Genomic DNA, 25249 nt, shown 5'->3' with positions numbered 1-25249 from the left:
CCGTCAATCGTTGTCGTTGTCCCCCGCGTGGCTTTGGCTTTGCGTCTGACTCTGCGTTTGTGCCACTCGGGGAACCGTGTCGTCATTCACAAAGTAGGTCGCACTCAGCGTATCGTGAATGGCGGCAAAACCAATTTGCAGCTCGTCAATAAAAGCATGCAACTTGCTCGGCGAATGGGCGAGCGCTTGGATATCGGCATCGACTACGTCCGCGCGAACCAGCGAAACCGTCGCCGCGGGGCGGTCTTGGCGGGGAAGCAAGGTAAGCTCATGGCCTAGTGTTTCGAGGCTGCAGGCAATCGAACGTGGCAGGTTGGGGTCTTGGAGCAAAAAACGCAGCACATCCGGCCCCCGCACTCGTAAACGCACCTGCTGACGGTACATTTGATACGCAGTGAGTGATTTAAGCACACTCATCCACTGCAGGTTTTCAAACGGCAGTAGCTCCTCAGGGTTTTGCGGCAGCAAGCTGGCAGAGCGCACGTCCACAATGCGCGTCGTCATATCCGCCCGCTCCAACTGGCGCCCTAATTCAATAAACGTACGCGCCGGGCCATGACTCAAGGTGCCCTCAATGAGCCCCGTTAACGCTTGGCAACCACGAATCACGCTTTTGAGAAAGCTATCGCGGCGGCGCGGGCTAACGCCATGTTCAGCATGGTCGACGACGCTCAGATAGAGCTGATTAACCTCCTCCCAAATCTCCCGAGGCACCACATCCCGGGTGGTTCTGAGGTTCTCGCGAGCACTGGCGAGGGCGGAGATAATCGAAATATCATTCTCGGTATCGGCACATAAAAAATGTACGACATTGCGCTCATCGAAGTCTGTATGGCGTGCGGTGAAGGCTTCCAGGCTGCCGGTCATTTCGATAAGTGGGGCCCAACCTAACGGCAAGCGTCCCGGCAAATCCAGCATAAGGTGGCTGTTAACGCTCAATAGGCGCGCGGTATCTTCCGCTCGTTCAATATAACGCGCCATCCAGTAAAGATTCTCAGCAACGCGTGACAGCATGGCGTTAGGCTCCTTTCACCGCGGCCGCTGCCGCCTTATCGTCGGTTTCTACAATCCAGGTATCTTTACTGCCGCCGCCTTGTGAAGAGTTCACCACCAGCGATCCTTCTATCAAAGCCACCCGCGTCAAACCACCGGTCGTGACATGAATTTCAGGCCCTGAGAGTATGAAAGGGCGTAAATCCACATGGCGCGGCTGTGGCAACCCATTCGCTAGCGTAGGCGTAGTAGAAAGCGCCAGGGTGGGCTGGGCCATATAATTGCGTGGATTTGCCTTGATCAACTGCGCAAACTCATCGCGGGTCTCTTTGGTTGAGCGCGGGCCAATCAACATGCCGTAGCCGCCCGACTCATTGGCGGGCTTGACTACCAATTCATCCAGGTGGTCGAGCACATAGCGGCGGTCGTCTTCAAACATGCACAGGTAGCTCGGCACGTTGGGCAACAGCGGCTCTTGATCGAGGTAATAACGAATCAGCGCAGGTACGAAAGCGTAAACCACCTTGTCATCCGCCACCCCAGCGCCCGGCGCGTTGGCCAGCGCGACTTTACCCGCCCGCCAAGCGCGCATCAGGCCCGCAACACCCAGCATTGACTCAGGATTAAACGCTTCCGGGTCTAGAAACTCATCATCAACACGGCGGTAAATAACATCCACGCGGCGCATACCCTCGACGGTGCGCATATACACCACATCATCGTCATCCACTAACAGGTCACTTCCCTGCACCAGTTCTACACCCATTTGCTGGGCAAGATAGGCGTGCTCGAAGTAGGCAGAGTTATAAATCCCTGGGGTCAGCACCACAATTTGCGGGTCATCGCCAGGGCGCGGCGACATCGACGCTAGCATGTCGTAAAGCTGAGCCACGTAATCATCAACAGGCAAAATCTTGCCTGAGGCGAATAACTCCGGCAGCACTCGCTTAGTGACATTGCGATTTTCAAGCATGTAAGAAACGCCGGAAGGAATGCGCAGGTTATCTTCCAGCACATAAAGCGTACCGTCGCCATCGCGCACCAGGTCTGACCCGCAAACATGCGCCCACACGCCGTGAGGGGGATTAATGCCTACACACTGAGGGCGAAAATTAACCGACTGCGCCAATACCTCAGCGGGTAACACTTTGTTCTTAATCACCTTTTGGTCGTGGTAGAGATCATCAATAAATAAGTTTAGCGCCTGCACGCGCTGCTTGAGCCCCGCCTCGGTTTTACGCCACTCATTGGCGGGAATAATGCGCGGCACAATATCAAACGGCCAGGCACGGTCGATCATTGCCCCTTCTGAATAAACGGTGAAAGTAATTCCCATGGTACGGATAGCGATCTCCGCCGCCGTTTTCCGCTCTGCTAACTCTTCTGCGCTAAACCTTGCCAACATGTTGCACAATTCACCCGCTGACTCGCGTGGCTGACCGGGCGCGGCCATCAGCTCATCGTAAAAATCACGACACGCATAGTTATTCCAATTCACTTGGCTCATGGGCGCTCTCCTGGCGCTGGGGTGGAAGCGGCAACTTCCTCAATGCTCAGTGTAGGCCTGCCGCGTGCAAAACAATCAAACAATTGAGAGCAAAATGCGTACCATCTTTTGCGATATTTCAACGTTCGCTTACTTAAACACTACTCAAACATTACTTGGCAGAGCATCAGCGCCCAACAAAACCCTTTTATGCTTTCTTTTGGTGCGGCCAGTTGGCTTCAAGTTGGTGCATAACGCCATTTCCACTTTAGTTAAACGCCTTACTTAATATAGCGGCTGCAAAAAAGTAAAAGTGGAACGATACTTGCGAAACGTTCGGTTATTCCCTAACCCAGCCGACTATCCGGTTGATAACGGTTCTCTTGAGGGTGGCCCATGACCATTCGCGTTGCCTTGTACCATCGTACGACTTACCACTTTGACCGCCCGGTGCGTCTATCACCCCATGTTATTCGGCTACGTCCGGCGCCCCACTGCCGCACCCATATTGAGTCGTACTCGCTCAAGCTCTCCGGCGAAGACCACTTTTTAAATTGGCAACAGGACCCGTTTGGCAACTTCAACGCCCGCGTGGTGTTCCCAGAACCGCGTAAAGAGCTAACCATCGCCGTCGAGCTGATCGCCCCGATGACGGTGATTAATCCGTTCGATTTCTTCCTGGACGACATTGCGCAACAGATTCCCTTCGATTACCCGGAAGCGCTGCGCCAGGAACTGGGCCCTTATCTTGAAATCACCGAGTCCGGGCCGCGCTTGATGGAGTGGCTCAAGGGCGTGCCCCGCGAACCGACCACCACCGTCGATTTCCTGGTCGCACTTAACCAGCGCCTACAAGACGATATCGGTTACCTGGTGCGCTTGGAGCCCGGTGTACAAAGCTGTGAGGAGACCCTGTCCCTGGCCAGTGGCTCGTGCCGCGATAGCGCCTGGTTGCTGGTACAGATTTTTCGCTATCTAGGCCTCGCGGCACGCTTTGTATCGGGCTATTTGATTCAGCTTAAATCCGATGTCAAGGCACTCGATGGCCCCAGCGGTACAGAAGTAGATTTCACCGATTTACACGCCTGGACCGAAGTGTTTCTACCTGGTGCAGGCTGGGTAGGCCTTGACCCCACCTCGGGCCTGTTTGCAGGCGAAGGCCATATCCCGTTGGCCGCAACCCCCACCACGGGTAGCGCGGCGGCCATTACCGGTTTTTCGGATAAGTGCGAAGTCACATTCGATGTGACCATGGAAGTGGAGCGTATCCACGAAGACCCACGGGTCACCAAGCCGTATAGCGATGAGCAGTGGCAGCGTATCTGCAACCTCGGCGACGACGTGGATGCCGAGCTTCTTCAGCAAGATGTGCGCCTGACCATGGGTGGCGAACCTACCTTTGTATCGGTCGATGATATGGAGAGCCCGCAGTGGAATACCGAAGCGCTCGGTGAGCACAAGCGGGAACGTGCCGAAGCACTACTGACGCGCCTTCAGGCCGCCTATGCCCCCAGCAGCGCCATTCAGCAGCAGCAGGGCAAGTGGTACCCCGGCGAACCGCTGCCCCGTTGGGCGCTGGCTTGCTACTGGCGTAAAGATGGAGTGCCGCTATGGCGCGACCCACAGTGGCTGGCCTGCCTGGAGGCTGCCCCGAAAGTGAACGTGGATAACACCATGGCGCAACGCTTTACCAAGGCACTCAGCGAGCGGCTGGGTGTGGCCGAACGTTACTGGATTCCGGCGTTTGAGGATGCCTACTACTACCTTTGGAAAGAGCAGTCGCTGCCAGTTAACGTTGACCCACGCGAAGCCAACCTTAAAGATGATGCCGAGCGCCACCGTTTAGCCCGCCTATTGGAACAAGGCCTGGACGAAGTCGTTGGTTACGCTCTGCCACTGCGCCACTCGATCAGCCAAGCTCACCGCTGGGAAAGCGGCCGCTGGCCGCTCAAGCGCGACCACCTTTTTCTGGTTCCCGGCGATTCCCCCATGGGGCTGCGCTTACCGCTTTCGGCGTTGCCCTGGGCTGACCCGGAAGAGCAGCCCCAGCCCGAATCGCTATTCGCTCCCCGCCCGGCACTGGGCGACATTCACGGCGAAGTCGCCCGCCGCAACGCTGAACAACTGCATATCAGCGATGCCGAACGCCTGGGGCGATCCAGCCACCCCAGCCCATCGCACCCTGAAGGCGAAGATGTCCAGCAGCAGCCACGGGCAGAAAACGACCGCGAGAGTGGCATTATTCACACCAGTCTATGTGTGGAGCCTCGAGAGGGCCGTTTGCATGTTTTCCTGCCGCCGCTCACCAGCTTAGAGCACTACCTTGACCTGCTCAGTACCGTTGAAGAGTGTGCTAAAGAGCTCGCTTGCCCGGTGATGGTAGAGGGCGACTCACCACCCAGAGACCCGCGCCTGGAAAACTTTATGATCACCCCCGACCCAGGCGTGATCGAAGTGAATATTATGCCTGCGGCCAGCTGGCAAACCCTGGTCGCGCAAACCGAACGGCTCTACGCTGAGGCACGAGAAACTCGCCTGGGCACCGAAAAATTCATGCTCGACGGACGCCACACCGGCACCGGCGGTGGCAACCACGTCACGCTAGGCGGCCTGACGCCTGACGATTCGCCGTTTTTACGCCGCCCGGATCTGCTCGCCAGCTTAGTGACTTATTGGCAGCATCACCCTAGCCTCTCTTATCTGTTTTCGGGTCTATTTATTGGCCCGACCAGCCAAGCGCCGCGGGTGGATGAAGCACGTCACGAAGCACTTTACGAGCTGGAAATTGCGTTACAGCAAATGCCCGAAGGTGACGTAGTACAACCCTGGCTGGTCGATCGCTTACTCCGCCACCTGTTAACTGACCTAACCGGCAACACCCACCGCGCCGAGTTCTGTATCGACAAACTCTACTCACCGGATAGCGACAGCGGCCGACTCGGTTTATTGGAGCTACGTGGCTTTGAGATGCCGCCCCATGCGCGCATGAGCCTTATGCAGATGCTGCTGATTCGCGCCCTTGTCGCGCGCTGCTGGAAAACACCCTATCGGGCCAAACCGGTGCGCTGGGGTAGCGCCTTGCAGGATCGCTGGATGCTGCCCCACTACTTGTGGAACGATCTTGACGATGTGCTCAGTGATCTACGCCACCACGGCTTCGATTTTGATCTTGAGTGGTTCGCTCCCTTCCTGGAGTTTCGCTTTCCGCTGCACGGTCGGTTGCATACGCCCATGCTAGATATCGAGCTACGCCAAGCCATCGAGCCCTGGCATGTGCTGGGTGAAGAGGCCGCCGCGGGCGGTACAGCCCGCTACGTGGATTCCTCGGTGGAGCGCCTGGAAGTCAAAGTCAGCGGTATGAGCGGTGACCGCTACCTGGTGACCTGCAACGGGCGCCGGGTGCCGCTTTCAGCCACCGGCAGAAACGGGGAAGCAGTCGCCGGGGTGCGCTACCGCGCCTGGCAGCCGCCCTCGGCACTGCATCCGCAGATTCCTATTCATGCACCGCTGGTGTTTGATGTGATTGATACCTGGAACCAGCGCTCTGTGGCGGGTTGTACCTATTACGTGGTGCATCCGACCGGGCGTAATTTCGATACCTTCCCGGTCAATGCGTTTGAAGCCGAAGCCCGAAGACTGGGGCGTTTTAGTGACAGTGGCCATAGTCATGGCCATCAAGCTCCCAAGCTGGAAACCCCCAGCCTGGAACTGCCACAAACGCTCGATCTGCGCTGGACGCCTAGCTAATGTTTTTAACTAAGGAGCCCCTGATTAACGTAATGAGCGAAGGCCAGACAAGGCAAAAATTAACGAAAAAGCGGAGTTTACTGGGTGTAAATGAGCATTTTGAGGCGATTTTTAACGCCGTATGGCCAAGCGCAATAGTTAATCAGCGGGTTTCTAAGCTAATGCTTTTCTCTTAGTAGCCAGTGCTAGATAATCCGCCCCCTTACCTCTCAGGATTACAAGGATAATGACGGCCCCTGTCTCACCCTCACTTCTCGCGCCCATGGCTAATGGGCTCGTTGAGGATTACTTGAACCAGCTAGGCAAGGGACAGCCCGGCACGTATGACGCCATGCTCGATGGTCAAGGGCAGTTACGCCCGGGCTGGGAAAGCTTACTGGGCTCGCTGGAGAGCATGGGCCCCACGGGGCGTTTGCAGCAGCATGAAGAGATTCAGCGCCTGCTGGCCGAAAACGGCGTCATCTTCAATATGCACGATGAAACCCAAGGGCGTTCTTGGCGGCTCGACCCACTGCCCTGGGTGATTGATGAAGTGCAGTGGCAAGCGCTGGAGGCAGGGCTTACCCAGCGTAGCCGCCTGCTGACCGCCCTTTATAACGACATATACGGGCCCAAAACACTCTTTGACCTAGGCCTGTTGCCGACTCAGGAACTGCTTGCATCACCGCTTCTCTTGCTGCCCTGCCATCGTTCGCTACCCAACGACCGTGCACCGATAGGCTTTCACGGCGTGGATATTATTCAGGACACCCAAGGGCAATGGCGGGTTATGTCCGACCGGCTACAGGCGCCGTCCGGTACGGGCTTTGCGCTTGAAAATCGCATATTGATGGCCCGTGCCCTACCCGGCATGTACCGTAACGCGCCTTTGAAGCGGTTGGCGGGTTTCCTGGATTTGCATCACCGAACGCTCATCGCCATGGCCTATCAGCACCGCGATAATCCCACTCTGATTCTATTAACGCCGGGGCCGGCGAGCCCGCGCTATTTTGAGCACGCCTATCTGGCTAATTACCTCAATATCGCGTTGGTAGAAGGGCAGGACTTGGTGGTGCGTGATACGCAGGTTTGGCTGCGCACCCTGGGCGGCTTGCAGCCGGTCGATGTGATATTACGCCATTGCGACGACGCTTACTGCGACCCGCTGGAGCTGCGCGGCGATTCGCAGCTCGGGGTGCCGGGGCTGTTACAAGCTATGCGTTCAGGCGGTGTAGCGTTATCGAACGCACTGGGGGTAGGCATTTTAGAAGCCCCAGTATTAGCTGACTACCTGCCAGCACTGTGCGAACACTTACTGGGTGAGACACTGTTGCTACCCAACGCCGATGCCTCTACGCAACCGGCCAGCGCACCGATATTTGACAGTCACCTGCAGCGGCTGGAGCCCACTACGTTAAACCTGCGCTGCTTTGTGACCCGCACCCCGACCACCGTCAACCGTAACACGGAGGACGAATACCAGGTGATGCCTGGCGGTTTAGCCTGGGTCGGTGCGCCTGGCTTGCCCTCACTGAGCACCAGCATTGTCAAAGATGTGTGGGTCACCGCAGCCTCACCCCAGCCGCATGTCAGCCAGCTGCGCCAGGCCCGCGGCCCGGTGGTGGCCACGCGGGATGGGACGGATCTACCCAGCCGGGTGGCTGAAAGCCTGTTTTGGCTAGGCCGCTACGGTGAGCGATTAGACACGCGCGCCCGCTTGCTGCGTGAAGCACTGCTAAGGCTGATGGAGTACGACCAGGACGCGATCGCCGACCAGTTGCTGGATGAGCTACTGCTAGCCCTGGATATCACCACGCTCAACAAAGACGACGAGCACCGCTTACAAGCGCCACTGACCGGTTTTGAACAAAAGCGGGCGGCGCTACTGGCGCAGTTCGATGACGTGGAACCCCAAGCGCTGCAGCCACTATTCTCGCAATTAATGCGTAATGCACGCAGCGTGCGCGACCATTTAGGCGACGACTCCTGGAGGGTCGTGCACCAGTTGCGCCAACGCATGGCCACCTTCAACCCCAGCTTGGGAGCCAGCGCGGCGCGGCGCGCTTGTGAAGGGCTATCGGCCCAGCTGGCTGCGTTTTTCGGACTCTGCAACGAGACCATGCCGCACCACTATGGCTGGCGGTTCATGGATATTGGCCGCTTCCTGGATCGCGTGCTGGGCTTGCTCTCGCTACTCAAACTTACCCTTAATGCGCCGCATTCGCCGGGCTTGGCACTGTGGGAAGTCGTGCTTGCCACCACCGATAACTTTACCGCTTATCGACGCCGCTACCGCAGCGAGCTACACCCAGCGGCCATTCTTGACCTACTGCTGTTCGACGAGACTAACCCTCGCTCGGTGGGTTATATGCTCAAGCGCATTGAGCGTCAGATGGATCGCCTGCCCGGCACTACATCCCCCTACCGTAACGCCGAACGCAGGCTGTTGATTCAGGCGAATGCAGCGCTCCATCTTGCGGATATTGATCGTTTGAGCCATTTAGCGGATACCCCCGAGGCGCAAGAGGCGTTAGAACAACTGCTGGACGCCCTGATTGAGCCCCTGAGTGCGCTTTCTGAAGCCATTAGCCAGAGCCATTTCAGCCATGTGGAACGACCTCGCCAGCTAGTTAGTATGGAGCCCGATGCATGAACTATACGTTGCGGCATACCACCCGCTACCACTACAGCGCTCCGGTAACGTTGTGCCATAGTGAAGCACGGGTGCTTCCACGCAAAACGCCCCATCAGCAGTGTGGCGCTTCGGAATTACATATTAGCCCTGCGCCGCAGGTACAAAAGGAGCGCTGCGATATATTCGGTAACCGGGTGCTCTATTTCGCCATGGAAGAGGTTCATCAAACGCTGGATGTCACCGTGGTAACACCACTGAATACTCAACCGCTCACCGCCCTGCCAACTGTTTCACCAGCATGGGAAAACGTTGCCCAGCTACTTAACCAGGACAACAGCTTTGACGTTCAACTCTACCGGTTGGACTCACCGTTTATCCGTCGTAACGACGAGCTAGCGGCCTTTGCCCGCAGCTGCTTCACCCCGGGCAGGCCACTTATTGAAGCGGCGCTAGCGCTAAATGAGTTGATTTATAGCACCTTTGAATACGACCCCAGCTTTACTACGCTGGCGACACCGTTAAGCGAGGTGCTCGCCAACCGGCGCGGGGTTTGTCAGGACTTTGCTCACCTGGCGATTGGCGCACTGCGTTCGGTAGGGCTCGCCGCGCGCTACGTCAGCGGTTATCTGGAAACCCAGCCACCGCCCGGGCATCCGCGCCTGATCGGCGCGGATGCTTCCCATGCGTGGCTGGCGACCTGGATCCCTGAATGGGGCTGGCTGGCGCTTGACCCCACCAATGGCTCAGTGGCTGGTGAACAGCATCCCGTACTGGCTTGGGGGCGTGATTATGCAGATGTCGCGCCGCTCAAAGGGGTTATGAACGGCGGCGGCGAACACCATCTTGAAGTTGAAGTCGATGTCATGCCGCTGGCGAGCTAAAACATTAATAATTATTAATATCTGATAGCCATCAGGCTGATTCGTAAGCGGCTTTAAGCCGATAAAACTCTTCAACAATAGCGGCCATTTCATCGGCGTCATAATCGCACAGGCCGCTCACCACGAGCTTTTTGGAGCCCACCCCTACCGCTTCACCGGCGGACTCTATCGAGAATTCCAGCCGTGCATCGGCACGTTTGCCGTTAACTTCTAACGAAGAGTGATTCAGCGTTAAGCCCGGTGAAAAGCCATCTAAGCGCTTGAGTGAAAAACCCATGCTATCGTAGATCACCAGTGGGCGCTTAGGGTTAAACATAACCCCATGTTGCTCCATGAGTGGTTTGAGATAGTGGGGGAAATTCTTGCCTGAAAACGCTACATAACAGCGTGCAAAGGCTTCCACCACAGCGGGATCATGGGTAATGTCACCCCTGCGCACCACCTGCAAGTAACCTTTACCGCTCTCATCGCAGACATGCAGTGTGCCGTCGTCTGCTTCGCTGAATTTAAGCGGCGTATCCGCGCCCACCATGTTGGTGAAGCGAAATTCCATTTGCCGCGACAACCCAAACTTTGTGAGCACCAATACAAACAGCAGATCGCCGGGCACGCAAAAGCGGCGTGCATCCGGATTATGAATAGGGTTGTAGTCACCCGCCACGCCTTTGGCGAAGCGACTGGCCTGCTCTGCGGAGATCACCACATACTCTCCGCGCTGCGTATAAAAATCCTTGAACATGGCGTTTGTTGCCTGCCTAGCGTTGAAATCGAAAACCCATCACTGCCCAACGCCGCGCATAATGCCATAAAACACGCCCCAACAGGAGTAATCTGCCAGGGAAGCCACTATGTCTGACGCGAACACTCGTAAAAATCGCCTACCCCGCTTGCTTTTCAGGGTGTTGATTGGCGTGCTGTTTATCATCCTGATCTGGGTAGCGGGCAGCTATTGGCTGCTTAATAGTCAGTGGCTACCCAAACGCATTTCCCAATTTGAAGGCATCGACATCCGCTGGGAGCAAGGCGCCAGCCGACACCCCGGGCGTTGGGAGGTCGAGGGGCTGTATCTCGCTCGTGAAGATGAAGCCTTGCCGATCTCCATTGAGGCCGAACGCGCTACCCTTTCGCTCTCTTTGCTGGCCCTGCTGCGCGGCGAGCTGCATATTAACGCGCTCGATGCTGAGGGCATTCGCCGCCTGACCGTCGGTGATATCGCGCTGGAAGCGGAGGGCCAGCTACACGTAGCAGAGACCACACTAAGCCGCGACACCCTAGCCATTCCTACTGTTTCGCTCGCCATTACTAATGGTCGTTTAGTTCGCCTGAGTGATCAAGCAACCTTAGTTCGTAATATCAATCTTAACGCCGAGGCAACGCTCGATTCGATAACCCCTGTCAACGTCGCCAGTGGCGAACTTAACTCCCGCCTGCTGTCAGCACTTTCTGCCCAGCTTCAGCTAGCTGCCCAAGCGGATGCCTGGGATGTCTTTATGCCCTATTTAGATGCCCTGCCCTGGCTAACCCTGGAGGGGCGCGGCGCATTAACAGGAGAACTTAAGCTAACCGCGGGTAAGTTACAGCCCGGTAGCGAATTAATGCTGGCTGCGCCAGTGTTGCGCTTAGCCGTTGATGAGCAACGCCTGCGCACGCCCGATGATTCACCCCGCTGGCTAATCGCTGACAACCCGCCTCCACGTCAAACAGCCACCGGTAAAGGCCAAGTTCGCTTGGCGGTTGAGAACGACCAACTGCATTTTTCGACCCAGCTCAGTGATGTAGAGCTGGCAGAAGTAGAACTGGCCGAGAAGCGCCCCTATGCAGAGCATCCTGAACTTCGCCTTGCGACCCAAATTCCCAATCAACGCCTGGATCAGCTCGACCTTCCCACAGCGGCTACCCTGGCATTAAAGGGCAATATCATTCGTTTGGATATGCTTGACCGTTATCTTACTGCGTATGCTGACGAACAGAGCATCCGCCTTTCTGGCCATGGCCAAATGGATGCCTCAGCCAGCATTCGCGAGTCGCGCCCATACGATGCTCAACTGAACATTCAAGCACCGGAACTGGCAGCCGATACGCTCGGCTTTATCGCCCAAGGCAGCGGTTCACTCAATGCCCGGTTAACGCCGCAAGAGATAATGGAAGCCACGCTCAACTTTAACGATGCCACGCTGCATCACCAAGAGCGCCTGCTACTTGACGACGCTGACATCAACCTTATCGCCACAAGCCCTATTAATCCGCAAAAAGCGCCTGATGAAGCCACCGCCATGCTCAGCTGGCAAGCGGCTCGCCTGCCCAATGTTAGCGTGTTACAGAGCTATTTAGCGGCCATTTTACCCACCCCTGCACCTCTGCAGTTGCTTAGCGGCCAAGCCACGAGTCACGGCCAGCTCACTATGACGTCAGAGCAACTCAGCGGTGAGGTGCATTTAGCTGGAAACGGGCTAACGACTCGCTGGCAGCACGGCGAACAGGCGGGCACGTTAACCAGTGATATGCAGCTATTCCTGCCACTCCAGCAAGTAGCGATGGATGGTTCAGAGTTGAACATCAGCGGCACCCGGCTGAGCTGGCAAGTGGCCGATATCGACCGACCTAGCGAGCGCCTAGAGAGCGTATTAGTGTTAACCGATGGACGTTTTCAGCGCCGCAATAGCGTGCCTAGTGGTCAGTTTGCACTTGAAGGTAGTGTGCAACGGCTAGGCTTTTTAAACGCGTTTTTGCCTGACGCCCATGGCTTGGCCATTGCTGGCGAAGGCCAGCTCTTTGCTCAGGGCGCCTTTCGCGATAACCGCCTGTTAGCACCGACTCGATTGCGGGTCAACGCCGACCAGTTAGAAGTCACTTTTTTAGACTATCTCGCCACCGGACGCGGCGAACTCACCGCCCAGTTGGATAGCACCGAGCAGGCCCAGCTCTCGCTTGGCATTCCCCGCTTTGACTTAAAGCGCCAAGACGATGACAGCCCACACGTGCAGGGGCGCCACTTTGCCCTCACCACGCAAACTAAGCAGTTTAGCGAAGTGCTTGAATCGCCCCAACCCGAGCACTTCACGACGCGTATTGCGCTACCGATTACCGAGGTGCCCGACTTCACTCGTTACAACCGCTACCTGCCAGAAGGGGCGGGTATCACCTTGCTTGATGGGCAAGCCAGCCTAGCCAGCGAATGGCTGCTGGAAGGATTGAACGCCCAAGGAGAAATAACGCTGCGCGCCTTTGGTGCCGAGCTGGCGCTACTGGATCAGCGCCTACGGGGCGATGTGCACTTGTATTTGCACCTCACCGACGGCGATCTGAATACACGCCGCTTTACTGCTAATGACTCTTTCCTACGCCTGGAAAACGTTAACCTTCAGAATGAAAACGGCTCATCGGATGCGGGTTGGTGGGTGCAACTTTCAATGTTTGATGCGCAGTTAGCGTGGGAAGACCCTGTTCGCCTAGCCAGCCAACTACGTTTGGAGATGCGCGACACGGGATTACTCGCCCGGTTATTTCTCGCCCGCGCCAGGGATAGCGACTGGCTCGGGCGCCTGCTGAATGTTCACGATATCGAGGGCACGGCGCAACTAGAGATCAACGGCGAGCTTATTAGCCTTAGCGACTTGACGCTCACCGGTGGCCCGCTGCTACTGCTTTCGGACATCGCTCTGGCAGACCGCAGTGCCAACGGCGCGCTCTATGCGCACCTTGGAGTGGTTGGAATAGGCGTTGAGCTTGAAGATAGCGAACCAACCTTGCACGTTATTCAACCGCGCCGCTGGTTTGACCGCTGGCGGGAAGCCAATGGCAGGTAATACACATAAACGTTGCCTAATGTTTTTTGCGCTCACGGCGAATCATCCTCACCCGCTCTTTGGCTTTTTGCGGCGTAGAGAGTGGCGTCGCCGCCTCATCGTGGTTTTTGGGGGGCACCGTGACCCAGGCAAAAACCGGCAATGCCAAGTGCCAATGAATGGCCGCCAAACGAAGGCCAAGCGTGACGCTGATTGATGCGGCAATCGCCAACGTAAGCGGTGCCTCTAGTGCATGCAGCGCCACATAAACGACCCCGCCGGCCATGGCTGCTGTGGCGTACACCTCTTCACGCAGCACCATGGGCACTCGTTGAGCCAGCACATCACGAATCATGCCGCCCGCCACGCCCGTCATCATGCCCATTAACACTGCCACCATGCCAGACGTGCCCAGCAGTAGCGCTTTATGGGCACCAATCACGGTGAACAGCGCCAGCCCAAACGCATCGGCGATGGGCAGAAAGCCCCGCGACAGGCGATGGATATAGTGTAACCCCATCAACGACACACCCACGGTGGCCAAAATGACCCAGAGATAGGTTGGGTCTGTCACCCAAAACACCGGTCTGACGCCCAACACCAGATCACGCAGTGTGCCCCCACCAATCCCGGTCACCGACGCCAGCACCAGCATACCAATCGGGTCCATGCGTGACCGGCATGCCAAAATCACGCCCGACAGCGCGAACACGATGACACCCGCCATATCCAGCCAATAAACCACGCCTGACACGCGCTTCTCCTTAATGCTCGCTATCGATAAAGGCGCCAAGAATAACACTCTTCCCTACAACACTGGCTCCGGCGCTCAATACTCAGTTGGGATAAATACTCGTGATTAGGTTACGCTGGCCTCATTAGGTTAACTGTGGAGTTGGAGCGTTTATGGACTGGAACCCGGCTTACAGCTGGCTCGTACTCGCCTTACTATTAAGTTTGGCAGAGTTAACGTCTGGCGCGATGGTACTCCTTGCACTGGGCATTGCCGCAGCGCTCACGGCAGCCGTGACGGCGCTGGGGTTAACGCTTCCTTGGCAACTGCTTAGCATGGCTATTTTTACCGGCGTACTGCTACCACTATGCATTATGGTCATTCGTCCGCGATTCTCCCCTCGGGGCGTTGCTTATGGCACTACCGGCACGGGCGTCGAGAAAGGCAATCACTACACCACGCTGCGGCGTGACTTCGATGATGCTACGGGCATAAAAGTGAATGGCGATTTCTATCGCATCAGGGTGCTTGAGAGCAGCGAAACCGAGTTACCCAGCGGGACGGCGGTAGTGTTTATACGCTTTGAAGGCACCACTGCGCTGGTCAAGCTACATCAGCCCACCGATATTGACCCTCAAGAAGATAATTCCCCACGCAAGGAGCCCTAACGATGGATTTACCCATTAGCCCCGGTTTAATAATAAGCCTGATTATTGTTTTGATCGCCGTCGTGATCATCTCAAAAGGTTTGATCATTATTCGCCAATCGGAAGTGATGGTGGTTGAGCGCCTCGGTTCGTTCCACCGCGTGTTAGAAAGCGGTATTAACATCATCATTCCGTTTATCGAGCAGCCCCGCGCAATCACCATGCTGCGCTATCGCAAAATGGGCGAGGAGTACACCGCTATTACTACCGACGAAACCCGAATTGATCGCCGCGAAACGGTCATGGATTTCCCAGGCCAGCCGGTCGTCACCACCGACAACGTCACGGTGCGCATTAACGGCGCGCTCTACTACCAAATCATTGATCCAAAGCGGGCCGTATACGAAGTGGTGAATATGAGCCAAGCGGTGGAAGTATTGGCGAAAACCACGCTGCGCTCTGTGGTCGGTAAAATGGAGCTGGATAAGCTGTTTGAGTCCCGTGCGGAAGTGAATAATGAGATCCAGGCGGCGATGGAAGAGCCTGCTTCCAAATGGGGAGTCAAAATCTCCCGTGTCGAGGTGCAGGATATCGCTATGCCGGAAGAGGTGGAAACCGCGATGCGCCTCCAAATGGCCGCCGAGCGTAAGCGCCGAGCCACCGTCACTGAAGCAGAGGGTGAAAAATCAGCGGCGATTGCCATGGCCCAGGGCCAGCGAGAGTCTTCGATTCTTAACGCGCAAGGCGATAAAGAGTCCGCCATCCTGCGCGCCCAAGGTGAGCAGGAGTCTATCAAGCTGGTGCTAAGCGCCATCGGCGATAGTGAAGAGAACAAGCGCACGGTGGTGGGTTATCTGCTCGGCCAGAGCTACATCAAAGTATTACCCAATATGGCGAAAGATGGCGAACGGGTTTTCGTGCCTTATGAATCCTCGGCTTTGTTAGGCTCAATGGGCATGTTTCGCGAGATGGCAGGATCACCGGAAGATACGGTGGCCAATCATCTTAAAAACCGTAGCGATGGTGATAGCGATTTTCGTAGTGGAATCGTTGGCGGTGCGGTCAGCGGCCACTAATAGCCCTATGACAGCGTACAGATAAGGAGTGAACCGGATTCAGAGGGATCCGGTTTTTTTGTGTCCAAGGTGACTAAATAACCGGTACTCAAGCGTTGAATTAACCATCATCACCTAGGCTAATTTTTTCGCTAAACTAGCTATCACCGCTCAGAAAGTTGTGCACCATGCTGCATAAGCCATCAGTGTGTCATCGGTTGATGCAAACATCGTAGTAGGCGATCTTGCTGTAAATCAGGATATTTACCATGTTGCTTCGTGGTTACCCTCAATGCCGTGACACTCTGCTCATGATGGCCTTTACCATCCTGATGTTAATCTCTTGCTCGCTTCAAGCTAGCACGTCGCCCCAACCACTTAATCAGTGGGAGTATCGCTGGGGCGATTCACCACTCAATGCCCAAGGCGCTCCCCAGTGGCTGCAGGACGAATCGCCAGACTGGAACGCGATTGCTTTTCCTGCCGACCCGCCCGGCCGGGAGGGCCAACAAAACGTCTGGTTTCGTGTCGTGTTGCCTGAGGGCGATTGGAATGATCCAGTGCTCTATATCACCAGCATTGACCTAGTCGCTCAAGCCTACCTGGATGATAGGCTGATTTATCAATATGGCGAATTCGATACCCAAGGGCGGGGGCAGTTTGCGGGTTGGCCATGGCATATGCTCGACCTGCCTGGAGACGCGGCGGGCAAATCTCTTTACCTGCGCGTGTTTTCTTATTACACCAACATCGGGCTATGGGGCGAAGTCCAGGTGATGGAGCGCATAGATGTGCTCAAGCACGTTATTCATAATTCGGCTCAGGATCTGGGCGTAAGTGCACTGGTTCTGGTACTGGCGATTCTAGCCACCATTTTCGCGCTGATTGGCCCGGAACGAAGGGGGTTTGGCGCTATCGCCCTTTTTGCCTACGCCTCGGGACTCATGTTGATTGCGGAAGCTCCAGCTCGACAGCTGATCGCCAGCAACGCCCTTGCCTGGGATACCCTGCGGGCGGGGAGCTACTATATGCTGCCTGTTGCGCTGGGGTTACTCCTTAGCCATTGGCTCGAAGGGTCGGCCAAACGCTGGCTAAATATTCTTTGGCGTCTTCATCTTGCTTATCTAATAGGTGCCATTGGCTTGGTTCAGGTCGGCATCATTAGCCTGTCCATGACGTTTCCGCTATTCGATGCGTTACTGGCAGTGACGCTTCCGGTCATGTTAATGCTAGCACTGTTCCGATTCCCCAGACTGAGCCTTGAGCAGCGCTTACTGGTAGTAAGCTTCACTGTTTTCGCGCCTCTGCTGGTAACCGATATGCTGGTAGCACACGGTATTATTCCATGGCGCCCTATTCCGCTAAGTTATGGCACACTCGCCTTTTCACTGGCTAATGCCGCCATTTTTCTATGGCACTATCGCCGTACTCAGCAGGAGCTAGCGATATCAAACGAAACGCTTGAGCTAAAAGTGGCCGCTCGTACAGCAGAACTGGATCGCCTAGTGCATGAACTGGAAGGCCTCTCCTTTGAGGATCCCCTCACGGGTCTTCATAATCGTCGCCATTTCAATACTGTGTTCGATCATGAATGTTGTCGCGCCCAACAAAACAGTAGCCATTTATCACTGCTGATGCTGGACGTAGATCATTTTAAAAAGATTAACGACCATTTTGGCCACGATGCTGGTGACAGCGTACTGGTAGATATCGCATCGCGACTCCGGCAACACTTCCAGGGGCTGGGCGTAACCTGCCGATTCGGGGGCGAAGAGTTTGTGGCGCTGTTGCCAGCCACAACCGTTGAGCAAGCCGCAGGGCACGCCAATGCCCTGCTTAGCGCGATTTCGCATCAGGCGTTGATCTATCAGGGGGAACCGCTGGGGCGTATCACGCTTTCTTGCGGGGTAGCCACTTACCCAGTTCACACACACGAGCCGCAGAAACTGCTGCGACTCGCGGACGAAGCGCTTTACCAAGCCAAGCACAGCGGCCGTAACCGCTGCGTAGTATGGGCTGAATCGCATCACGCTCAACAGTTCATGCTGACCCCAGCGAGTGTTGCCAGCGGTCTATCGGCTAGGGTGAATCGGTCGCCAGAAACTGATCAATAAACACGGCGTAATCTTGCTCAGTACAGTCGGCGTAAGCGACTGCCAGTGTCGAAACGACCTCGACAAACTGAGTTTCCCTTCCTTTCAGGCGTTGGCAAACGGCTTTGGCAAAGCGTGTCGCGTCGCCCTGATTCAGCGCCTGGGCACCTCGCAAATGCTCACGTGCGAGAATTTCTCCCCACTGCTTCGCCAGCTTGCGGTATGACTTCCCACCCGAGAGTTTATGCGTAGGGATATCTTTCTTGAAAGGCGACCGTTCACGAACCGAAAACACCTTGTCATTCATGGTCAACCAACCCAAATAGGCATCCGGGTGCTCAGCAATGGCATGAAATGCCGCGGCATGGCGGATACCTTCATTGGGAAACAGCTTCCGCCACGCCTGCTGCTGCGGCTTGTCCATCAGGCGAAATGCTTCTGGCGGCACCTGCTCTTTGATATCCAGAATAATATCGTCGTGCTCGTGCTCAACACCTCCCTCAATCAATACGTAGTAACGCTCAACGCCCAGCGAACCGGTACCCGCATCCAGACGGCGGGCCGTATCCTTCACGCGAAAATGGTGAGGGTCACTCTCCTTGATGGAATGTTGCAGCGTTTGCTGATAATCCTGCTCAATCAGACGGCGTAGCTGGCTAGCGACATCCGCCGGTAAATTGGCGAGCTTACCGGGCCGTTCGGCGAATTGACGGCCTTTCTGGTCATCAACTGTCGACCACTTTTCGAGCATCCGCGCACGGCTTTGCTTATCCGCCACCTTATTCATGAACGGCTTCAGCGGGCCTTTGGCGGTGTCGAGCGTCACGGCGTGAATGAGTTTATCATCGACGTGATCCGCCAGCGTTTGGTAATAGCCTTCTATTAGCTTTTTAAGCGCTTTATTAATCGCCTTGGTATCCAGCTCCGCATTCTCGCGACCATCCAGTACCACGCTAATAGCTAGTCGCCACACGTCGTATTGGTAATCGCCAATCAACGCATCGTCGAAGTCATCCATGCCATAACGCACCTGATCATCGTGATGACCGTAAGCGCCAAAGTTATAGACGTGAGCATCGCCTTGCAGCCACGTTTGGGTTTCCGGCCAGCCGCCAAACAGCGCAAAGCGCCAATCGTGCCAAACGTCTTGCCAGAAAAGATGATTGCTCCCCCGGTAAAACCGGTAAGGCGATGCAGCCATTTTGGCGTACTTGGCTTGCCGCGTGGCCGTTGCCAAGCTTTTATTGGCCAGGTGGATTGCCTCAATCACCTGCTGAGGGCGGTTGTGTCCAGTCAGTGCATGACTCATCGCGTTGCCTTTGTCGGTGCAAGTGTCGTTGCATAAAAGCGCATTGCTACAAATGTAGTTGAGAAAGATGAACAAATTAAGTCAGTCGCCAACGACTGCCTATTGCCCTATGCGCGTCAACCCACGGGGAGCAGCAATGCGAAAGAAGCGCTCAACTACTTCTGCGTTGGTAGCGGGTGTCATTAATGAAATAGCAATAAATATAGGCAGATTGAGCATCAGTCCCCAAAACCCCGCATGAATACCCATTGGGTGGGGCCAAAGGGTAGTCAATGCCGTGGTAATCAAAAACCCCACCACGATACCGGCCATCACGCCCAAGCGAGAAGCTCGCGGCCAGAAGAACATGCCGATAAACGCAGGCAAAACCTGAGAAGCAAAGCCCAGCCCCACCAGCAGAATCATCACCAAGCTACCGGGCTCGGCAATCGCCAGTGGCGCTATCACCAGGAACATGATGGGCAGAATTAACAGCCGTGCCAACTTGCCAGTGACAGCGTCGGATAGCTTCAACACGGGCTGAAGCACATCTTTGCTAAATGACAGTGATACAGAGTGAATAAAGGGTTCACTCGAGGACATAGAGGCCGCCAGAGTGCCCGCCCCCAGCAGGCCGACCAGTACGACAGGCAAGTGCTGCATGGCGTATTCCAGTACTACGGTATCCGCCCGCGACAGCTCCGGCAGGGTGAAAATACCGATGAAGCCCACCACGACCATGGGCAGGATGACAACATAATAAGTAGGCAACCACGTCGCGCTGCGACGTATGGTGCGCGCGGAAGAAGCACTCATCCACTGCGTCCATACTGGCGGCATAAACGAGAACATCGAGACGATAATCGAGGTTGTCCAAAAGCTAAAGCTCATATCCCCACCGGCGCCTGGCAGAGTGAGAAACTCGCTATGCTCGGCTTGAACGCGTTCAAATACGCCCGCAAAACTCAGCCCACCGGTCGCACTGTGCACGGCCCAAAGGCCAACCGCCCAGGCGACAATCAGCATTAACACACCTTGAAACGCGTTGGTGCGACCAATCGCACGCTGTCCGCTGGCGTAGAGATACACCGCAATACAGGCCAACACCAGCACGACGCCCAGCCAAATCGGTATCAAGCCGCCGCTCATCACAAACAAAATATACGCTGAGCCAATGGTTTGCAGAACAGCATACGCAATGGAGCCAATCGCCATCACGAGCGCGGCCAGCGCCCCCAGCGCGGGGCTCTGGTAACGGTCAGATATAGCGCTTGCTTGGGTTACATGACCAAACTGTTCGCCGAATTGCCATACCTTAGGGCCGAAGTACCAGGCGACCAACGCGAGATAGGCAAGGTAAATCGCTACATAAAATACCGCGATGCCTTTGGAATAAGCCCAACCGGGTGCTCCCATAAAGGTGTAAGCGCTCACGCTACCGGCGGCGATCAGCAGGTAAAGCGTCACCGGCCCCATGCTGCGCCCTGCCACGCCCCACTCTTCCAGGCTATTCATGGAACGTCCTGCCCTGGCGCGTAGGCCAATCAACATCGCAATGGCAACATAGACCAAGGTTATCAGTAGTGGCCATGGGCTATTCATGGTCGTCTCGCTCCACAATGCGATTGCCGATCAGCATGACCACCACGCAGGCAAAAATAACCAGATAACTCCAGACCACCATCAACGGAAGCCCCAACACCAGCGTTGCCCGGTTCACCAGGCCAATCACTGGCCAGGTACCCGCCATCACCAGCGCTACAAAAGCTATTAATAATCCCCACCCCGCACGAGAAGTGGGCAGAACGATCAAACGTCGCACGAGTACTCTCCTTTATTTAACCGCAACTTTATTAAGAGCAGCTAGCGGCTGCCCCCACTGATCGCCATGCACCAGTTCGCTTAATGGCAGCCGACCGCGCCAACCTTTGGCTTCAAGCTCCGGCTGATCTAAGAAATCGCTCACATAGCCAAGGCAGAGATACGCCAGCGGATAAACATGCCCAGGCAGGTTCAGCGCAGTGCTTAGCTGCTCTTGATCGAGAATACTCACCCAGCCCACGCCAATGCCCTCCGCCCGCGCCGCCAGCCAGAGGTTTTGCACGGCTAAACAAGTGCTGAAAAGGTCGGTATCCACAATGCTATTGCGCCCTAACACGTGGGGGCCGCCCCGGCTTCGATCACAGGTAATACAGAGATTGAGTGGGCTTTCCAGAATGCCTTGTAGTTTAAGGCTGCGGTAATGCTCCTTGCGCTCGCCCTCAAAGCGCTCGGCGGCCTTCTGGTTTTCCTCCTCGAACGTCGCCAGCACCGCGTCCCTGACGCTGCGGCTCTCAATCACGATGAAATCCCAGGGCTGCATAAACCCCACCGACGGCGCATGATGCGCTGCTTCCAAAAGACGGGCCAGCACCTCAGGTGGAATCCGGTCGGGCAGGAATTGAGAGCGCACATCGCGCCGCTCATGTATGGCGCGGTACAGCCCACGGCGCTCAGCATCGGTAAAACGGTGGTTCGAGGAGGTCATGGCGCTTGTCGGACCTTTTGCTGATCTGGTTTATAGACGAATGCAGAGTCTACACGAGCTCAGCCCAACCTCCATCGCAGCGGTGTTGTTTGGCGTAATACGCTCTCCTGAATTCCGGGGCGCTAGTACGTCAAAGCCAACGTAGTACAGTGATGAATGAATCGGCCAAAGACAGTGACCCATGTTGCCGGCACAGGCTCAGCGAGCCGATTGACGCGCTGACGATAGTCTCCGGATCTTCATATGGAGCTACCGGTTCACATGGCCACATTGAGCAGGTCTATTGTCTATATTTGGAGTCACGTTTAGCTAGAGCTAGCGTCCCTATTCATAGTTATCCCCTCATCGGAGCAGAACAACATGAGCGAGCATTTATATCGCCTAGCGGCATTTTCTACAGATCCAGCCAAGGGCAACCCTGCTGGCGTCTGGATGGGCGATGAGCTACCAGATACTAAGACGATGCAGCGTATCGCCGCAGAGGTGGGGTACTCGGAAACCGCTTTTATGGCCCCCGCTAGCGGAACGATTAGGGCCATTCGTTACTATAGCCCGCTAGCAGAGGTCAACTTCTGTGGTCACGCAACGATTGCCAGTGGCGTAATGCTAGGCCGACTAAACGGTACCGGGACTTATCAGTTAGATGCCGCAGTAGGCCGCGTAACGGTGAAGGTTGACACAATGGATGGTCAGATTCAGGCGGCACTGACCTCGGTTGAACCCACCCAAAAACCTGTCACTGCAGAACTGGTCGATGAAGTGTTGGCGCTACTTAAATGGTCACCTAATGAACTGGATCCGGCTATTCCCCCCGTCTTCGCCTATGGGGGTGTATGGCATCTTGTATTAGCTGTTAGTTCCCGAGACCGATTGAGCCAACTTGATTACGACTTTGAAAAACTAAAGGCTTTAATGTCGAGAGAGGGGCTGACAACACTGCAGCTAGTATTTCGTGAGCACAGCGCTCTATTTCATTCACGCAATCCATTCCCTATAGGTGGCGTAGTGGAAGATCCTGCTACTGGTGCTGCTGCAGCAGCACTGGGTGGTTATTTACGGGATGCGAAGTTGATCAATGTGCCAGCGCAGTTTCTGATTAAACAGGGGGAAGATATGGGACGTTTAAGCCTGTTAACAGTTGAAGTACCTGAGCGTGGAGGAGTCTTGGTGGCTGGAACAGCCGCAGAGATTCCAAACTGAATAGCTCCAAACAGGCCCCTTCGCTACTCGACTCCTTTTAATTTAATACGTGGATTAAATATTGGCTGGCTTATCGGTACGAGAAAGATCACTCCTGCTCAACCCCCGCCAGGAATTGCCTCAGCAACGCATCCAGTTGCTGACGTTGTTCGTCAGTCAACCCGCTCACCAGCTGCGCCTGTGTCTCCACATGCGCAGCCACCGCTTCGTCGATCAAATCAAACCCGCGCTGGGAAAGAGAGATTAGAAAACCACGCCCGTCCTCTGGGTTTTTGACTCGTTCGATCAACCCTGCCTTTTCCAGCAGATTGATGCGGTGCGTCATGGTGCCAGACGTCACCATGGTGGATGCCATCAGATCGCTCGGAGATAGCGCATAGGGCGCTCCCTCTCGGCGCAGCGTTGCCAGTACGTCAAAGCTGGCATCCGTCAGACCATATTTCGCCCAAGTCTTTTCCATTGCGCGCATTAAAGCGTGGTTAAGCCGTTTGACTCGCCCGATGGTACCCATCGGGTCTACGTCGAGGTCGGGCCGCTCCTGCCGCCACTGTTTGAGTATGTGGTCTACATGATCCATAAGCGTATTTTGCGCCTAATTAGCTTGACGTCAAGGTTAATCACACATACCTTGATATCAAGATATAATCTTTGAAGGCTGCTAATGACGTTACCCAACACACCCAAGCGACACTCCTCAAAAAGAGCCTGGCTTGCCCCGCTGCTGTATCTGCTCGCCGGTGGCGCCTTGCTGGGCCTATCGACTAATTTGGCAAAGCTCGCGGGTGAAATGCAGCTATCTGCGCTCGCCTTTCTATTTTGGTCCATTTTGGGAGCGGCCATTATTCTGTTGGCGCTCGCCGCCTACCGCCGCCATCTTCCACCCGTCACTCTTCGCACTGTTGAGTATTATGCTGTCTCCGCACTGCTGGGCGTGGCGGGCGCCAATCTGCTATTCTTCTCGGCGATTCCTCATGTCGGCGCCGGGTTTGTGGCATTGATCATCACGCTGCCACCGCTGCTCACCTACATCGGTGCTTTAACGTTAAAAATGGAGCGCTTTCAGCTCTTGCGGGCGGCTGGGGTTATGTCAGCCCTTGCGGGCGCCTTCACGCTGGCTTTTCATAAGCTTTCCGCCCCTGATGCTAACTACCTCTGGATTTTTCTCGCCTTGATTGGCCCTGTTCTGCTAGCAATAGGCAACCTCTACCGAACCCTTCGCTGGCCAGTGGGGGTATCCAGTGATGCGCTGGCGCCGGGGATGCTGATAGCCGCCTCCCTCCTTTTACTAGGGGTGGGCCTACTGCCAGGCTTCTCACTTCACGTCCCCATGGATCGCTCTCTGCCGATGTTCCTGATTGCCGTCCAGGCGGTGGTTTTCGCTGGACAGTTTTTACTGCTCTTCCTGCTACAGAAAAGCGGCGGCCCGGTGTTTCTGAGCCTATTAGGCTCTGTCGGCGCCGTGGTGGGTGTGCCGGTCGCCATCTTGTTACAGGGAGAAACCGCCCCTGAGGGCTTGCTGCCTGGCATCCTACTGATTGGTGCCGGTATTGCCCTGCTGAACATTGGTAAAGCGAAGCAGATGCCTGATAGAGCAGCCTAAACGGTAGGGAGATAAACATGGCAAGTCGCCACGGAGAGGGGGAAAAGAACTGTTATACGAGCCTGCTTACTGCTACAGAATGCGACGCTCCATGGCGTGCATTCCCTCTGCGGTTTTCAATATCCTAAACCCCATGCGCTCGTACAAAGCGATGGCTGGGTTGATACAAAACACGCGCAGCCGAAGTAGGCGAATGCCCGCTTGCTGGGCAGTTTCAGCCGTGAAGCGGATAGCCGCTGTCCCCAAGCCTTGGCGCTGCCACGGAGGGGCAATTTGCAGCTCCCGAATATAATAGGCATCTTCATCGTGATTGATGCATAGCAGCCCCACGCGTGAAGCGTTGATGACTAACGCGTAGCTGTCCAACTCGTCCCACTGTCTATCAAATAGATCGGTATCCCAGCGCATATTCAGCTGTGTGTAGTAGCCGGACATATTTTGGCGAATTAATTCTTCCGCGAACGCCTTGTCGTTAGTCGGCTGAATAATAGGCGTCATATCTCGATTCCTAGTGCTGCTTTAGGTCTAGTCTTGCATCACATAGACACTATCAATATTGCATTCCTATATGTGAATACAAAACGGCAAGGCTAAGCCTTG

At 55.6% G+C, this 25249-nt stretch carries 19 protein-coding genes; 9 read left to right on the top strand and 10 right to left on the bottom strand.

Going from position 1 to position 25249, the window contains the following annotated elements; translation table 11 throughout:
* Positions 1 to 3 precede the first annotated feature (3 nt).
* Both HUO07_RS00405 and HUO07_RS00400 read right to left on the bottom strand, forming a co-directional pair.
* Positions 4 to 1014, bottom strand: coding sequence for an alpha-E domain-containing protein (locus HUO07_RS00405; protein ID WP_008957379.1), 1011 nt, complete (start codon positions 1012 to 1014; stop codon positions 4 to 6).
* 4 nt (positions 1015 to 1018) lie between these two features.
* Positions 1019 to 2500: a circularly permuted type 2 ATP-grasp protein gene (locus tag HUO07_RS00400; RefSeq protein ID WP_176301911.1), complete on the bottom strand. Its 1482-nt coding sequence runs from the start codon at positions 2498 to 2500 to the stop codon at positions 1019 to 1021.
* Positions 2501 to 2875: 375 nt separating this feature from the next.
* Here HUO07_RS00400 and HUO07_RS00395 point away from each other — a divergent pair, with 375 nt between their 5' ends.
* From HUO07_RS00395 to HUO07_RS00385, 3 genes are all read left to right on the top strand, one after another.
* Positions 2876 to 6226, top strand: a complete 3351-nt coding sequence (locus HUO07_RS00395; protein WP_176301910.1) for a transglutaminase family protein — start codon at positions 2876 to 2878, stop codon at positions 6224 to 6226.
* 226 nt (positions 6227 to 6452) lie between these two features.
* Complete coding sequence (locus tag HUO07_RS00390) at positions 6453 to 8858, top strand: circularly permuted type 2 ATP-grasp protein (RefSeq protein ID WP_176301909.1); 2406 nt, start codon at positions 6453 to 6455, stop codon at positions 8856 to 8858.
* Positions 8855 to 9721: a transglutaminase family protein gene (locus HUO07_RS00385; protein ID WP_176301908.1), complete on the top strand. Its 867-nt coding sequence runs from the start codon at positions 8855 to 8857 to the stop codon at positions 9719 to 9721. Before HUO07_RS00390 ends, HUO07_RS00385 begins: the two co-directional genes overlap by 4 nt.
* A 31-nt stretch (positions 9722 to 9752) precedes the next feature.
* Here the strand turns inward: HUO07_RS00385 and HUO07_RS00380 are convergent, their stop codons facing one another.
* Positions 9753 to 10460, bottom strand: a complete 708-nt coding sequence (locus tag HUO07_RS00380; protein WP_176301907.1) for a DUF3581 family protein — start codon at positions 10458 to 10460, stop codon at positions 9753 to 9755.
* Between the two features lie 109 nt (positions 10461 to 10569).
* On the opposite strand from HUO07_RS00380, the gene HUO07_RS00375 reads away from it, so the two are divergent.
* Positions 10570 to 13527, top strand: coding sequence for a translocation/assembly module TamB domain-containing protein (locus tag HUO07_RS00375; RefSeq protein ID WP_176301906.1), 2958 nt, complete (start codon positions 10570 to 10572; stop codon positions 13525 to 13527).
* Positions 13528 to 13543: 16 nt separating this feature from the next.
* On the opposite strand, the gene HUO07_RS00370 is transcribed toward HUO07_RS00375, so the two are convergent.
* Positions 13544 to 14260, bottom strand: a complete 717-nt coding sequence (locus tag HUO07_RS00370) for a TRIC cation channel family protein (protein WP_176301905.1) — start codon at positions 14258 to 14260, stop codon at positions 13544 to 13546.
* Positions 14261 to 14412: 152 nt separating this feature from the next.
* Here HUO07_RS00370 and HUO07_RS00365 point away from each other — a divergent pair, with 152 nt between their 5' ends.
* From HUO07_RS00365 to HUO07_RS00355, 3 genes are all read left to right on the top strand, one after another.
* The gene (locus HUO07_RS00365; RefSeq protein ID WP_176301904.1) at positions 14413 to 14907 is read left to right on the top strand and encodes an NfeD family protein; all 495 of its coding nucleotides are present in this window, start codon (positions 14413 to 14415) and stop codon (positions 14905 to 14907) included.
* A gap of 2 nt (positions 14908 to 14909) precedes the next feature.
* Positions 14910 to 15962: an SPFH domain-containing protein gene (locus tag HUO07_RS00360; protein ID WP_176301903.1), complete on the top strand. Its 1053-nt coding sequence runs from the start codon at positions 14910 to 14912 to the stop codon at positions 15960 to 15962.
* 248 nt (positions 15963 to 16210) lie between these two features.
* Positions 16211 to 18055 (top strand): GGDEF domain-containing protein, encoded by a 1845-nt coding sequence (locus HUO07_RS00355; RefSeq protein WP_176301902.1) that lies wholly within the window; start codon positions 16211 to 16213, stop codon positions 18053 to 18055.
* Here HUO07_RS00355 and HUO07_RS00350 read toward each other — a convergent pair.
* The 4 genes from HUO07_RS00350 to bluB all read right to left on the bottom strand — a co-directional run bounded on the left by HUO07_RS00350 (position 18021) and on the right by bluB (position 21849).
* The gene (locus HUO07_RS00350) at positions 18021 to 19343 is read right to left on the bottom strand and encodes a DUF2252 domain-containing protein (RefSeq protein ID WP_176301901.1); all 1323 of its coding nucleotides are present in this window, start codon (positions 19341 to 19343) and stop codon (positions 18021 to 18023) included. The two genes, HUO07_RS00355 and HUO07_RS00350, sit on opposite strands and share 35 nt — an antisense overlap.
* Before the next feature lie 99 nt (positions 19344 to 19442).
* Positions 19443 to 20924: a sodium:solute symporter family protein gene (locus HUO07_RS00345; protein ID WP_176301900.1), complete on the bottom strand. Its 1482-nt coding sequence runs from the start codon at positions 20922 to 20924 to the stop codon at positions 19443 to 19445.
* Positions 20917 to 21144 carry a hypothetical protein gene (locus tag HUO07_RS00340; RefSeq protein WP_176301899.1) on the bottom strand — a complete coding sequence of 76 codons (228 nt, stop codon included), beginning with the start codon at positions 21142 to 21144 and terminating at the stop codon, positions 20917 to 20919. The genes HUO07_RS00345 and HUO07_RS00340 overlap by 8 nt, the downstream gene beginning before the upstream one ends.
* A gap of 12 nt (positions 21145 to 21156) precedes the next feature.
* Positions 21157 to 21849, bottom strand: a complete 693-nt coding sequence (gene bluB, locus HUO07_RS00335) for a 5,6-dimethylbenzimidazole synthase (RefSeq protein WP_176301898.1) — start codon at positions 21847 to 21849, stop codon at positions 21157 to 21159.
* 360 nt (positions 21850 to 22209) lie between these two features.
* Here bluB and HUO07_RS00330 point away from each other — a divergent pair, with 360 nt between their 5' ends.
* Positions 22210 to 23049 (top strand): PhzF family phenazine biosynthesis protein, encoded by an 840-nt coding sequence (locus HUO07_RS00330; protein ID WP_176301897.1) that lies wholly within the window; start codon positions 22210 to 22212, stop codon positions 23047 to 23049.
* Between the two features lie 88 nt (positions 23050 to 23137).
* On the opposite strand, the gene HUO07_RS00325 is transcribed toward HUO07_RS00330, so the two are convergent.
* Entirely contained in the window at positions 23138 to 23626 is a 489-nt protein-coding gene (locus HUO07_RS00325) for a MarR family winged helix-turn-helix transcriptional regulator (RefSeq protein WP_176301896.1), read from the bottom strand.
* Between the two features lie 84 nt (positions 23627 to 23710).
* On the opposite strand from HUO07_RS00325, the gene HUO07_RS00320 reads away from it, so the two are divergent.
* The gene (locus HUO07_RS00320; protein ID WP_176301895.1) at positions 23711 to 24649 is read left to right on the top strand and encodes a DMT family transporter; all 939 of its coding nucleotides are present in this window, start codon (positions 23711 to 23713) and stop codon (positions 24647 to 24649) included.
* Between the two features lie 72 nt (positions 24650 to 24721).
* Here the strand turns inward: HUO07_RS00320 and HUO07_RS00315 are convergent, their stop codons facing one another.
* A complete protein-coding gene (locus HUO07_RS00315) occupies positions 24722 to 25147 on the bottom strand; it encodes a GNAT family N-acetyltransferase (RefSeq protein WP_176301894.1) in 426 nt (141 codons plus the stop codon).
* Positions 25148 to 25249: the final 102 nt, after the last annotated feature.

It is taken from the genome of Vreelandella maris (assembly GCF_013371085.1).
Lineage (GTDB): Bacteria > Pseudomonadota > Gammaproteobacteria > Pseudomonadales > Halomonadaceae > Vreelandella > Vreelandella maris.
The sequence above is the reverse complement of the archived record's forward strand: the minus strand, read 5'-3'. Positions and strand labels throughout refer to the sequence as shown.